Here is a 1,555-nt window from a genome sequence, read left to right on the forward strand (position 1 = left end):
TGTTCTTGGAGTTAAGCTCCAGGATGTTGAATTGCCCAATAAAGAAGTGCGTAAGGCATTTACTGATGTAACGGATGCCCGTGAGACGATGAATACAAAAATTAATGAAGCCAAGAAATACCAGAATAAACAGCTTAATGAGGCTCAAGGGGAGAAAGATGCACTAATTTCTCGTGCCGAAGGTGAAAAAGCGGCGAGGATTGAACGTGCAAGAGGTGACGTGGCCGTCTTCAACAAACTGTATGTGGAATACAAACAGAGCCCAGATATCACAAAACAGCGGCTTATACTTGAAACGCTTGAACAAGTTCTGCCAGGCACTGAAATATACATCATGAACGATGAAGGAAACACGATGAAGTATTTCCCAATTCGTCCGCTGGAGACTGAAAAGCCTAAGTCGGAAAAGGAAGGCAGTGAAAAGGATAATGGCTGATCAAAACGTTATTAATTTGAATGAAAAAACAGGCGGTTCATTCAGCTGGAGAAAATACACGAAGTTTGGACTTTTCCTGATTATTCTGATCGCCCTGCTAGTATTAATATTCACCAATGTTTTCATTGTGAAGCAAGGTGAGTTTAAAGTGGTTCGCCAGTTTGGTGAGGTAGTAAAGATTATCAAGGAACCAGGACTCAACTATAAAATACCTTTTGTGCAAAGCGTCACTACTTTGCCTAAATACCAGATGACTTATGATGTTTCACAAGCAGAAATCAATACTAAGGATAAAAAGAGAATGTTAATAGATAACTATGCGATCTGGCGGATTGAAGATCCTAAAAAGATGATTTCAAATGCAAGGTCGCTTGATGCCGCAGAATCCAGAATGGAAGAATTCATCTATTCCGTTGTGCGTTCTGAGCTTGGCCAGTTGGACTATGATGAAATCATTAATGATGAAAAGTCCTCCAGAGGTTCATTGAATGACAGAGTCACAGCTAAAGTAAATGAACTATTAGCAGGCGGAAATTATGGGATCATGGTTACCGATGTCCGTATGAAGAGAACGGATCTTCCTGCTGAAAATGAAAAGTCTGTTTTTACAAGGATGATCTCGGAACGAGAATCTAAGGCACAGGAATACCTCTCAATGGGTGACGCACAAAAGAACAGGATTGTTGCCCAAACAGATAGGGAAGTACAGGAAATCCTCGCCAAGGCGTCAGCAGATGCTGAAATGATCAGGGGTGAAGGTGAAGGGGAAGCTGCCAAGGTTTACAACCAAAGCTTCTCGAAGGACCCTGAATTCTATACAATGTTCCGTACACTCGAATCATATAAGAAAACAATTGATGGTGAAACTGTCATTGTCCTGCCATCAAATTCACCGTATGCACGAATGCTGATGGGCTATACAAATTAATATTAAGCTGCCTAAGAAGGCCGTTATTTTTCTTTCTATTATCTCTCATGATAAAATAGGAAGTAATTTAACGGTCTTTTCTTACATTAAGGCTGTGTTAAGTACAGTGTTGATTTTTCACACCTGTTGATTGGAGCGGAAGGCGCGCAGACTCCTGGGGGATCAGCGGCCAAGGTGAGACCCCGCAGGAG

At 41.5% G+C, this 1,555-nt stretch carries 1 protein-coding gene and 1 pseudogene; both read left to right on the forward strand.

Annotated features, from left to right (window positions below; genetic code table 11):
• Positions 1–436: pseudogene (locus WB217_RS00235) on the forward strand (FtsH protease activity modulator HflK); the annotation flags it as partial.
• Positions 429–1,364: a protease modulator HflC gene (hflC, locus tag WB217_RS00240; protein ID WP_423989532.1), complete on the forward strand. Its 936-nt coding sequence runs from the start codon at positions 429–431 to the stop codon at positions 1,362–1,364. The pseudogene WB217_RS00235 and the gene hflC, both read left to right, overlap by 8 nt.
• Positions 1,365–1,555: the final 191 nt, after the last annotated feature.

This window comes from Mesobacillus sp., from assembly GCF_049588175.1.
Taxonomy (GTDB): domain Bacteria; phylum Bacillota; class Bacilli; order Bacillales; family Cytobacillaceae; genus Mesobacillus.

Coding starts and splice junctions, on each gene's coding strand:
- hflC (WP_423989532.1), top strand. CDS start 429: ATGGCTGATCAAAACGTTATTAATTTGAATGAAAAAACAGGCGGTTCA.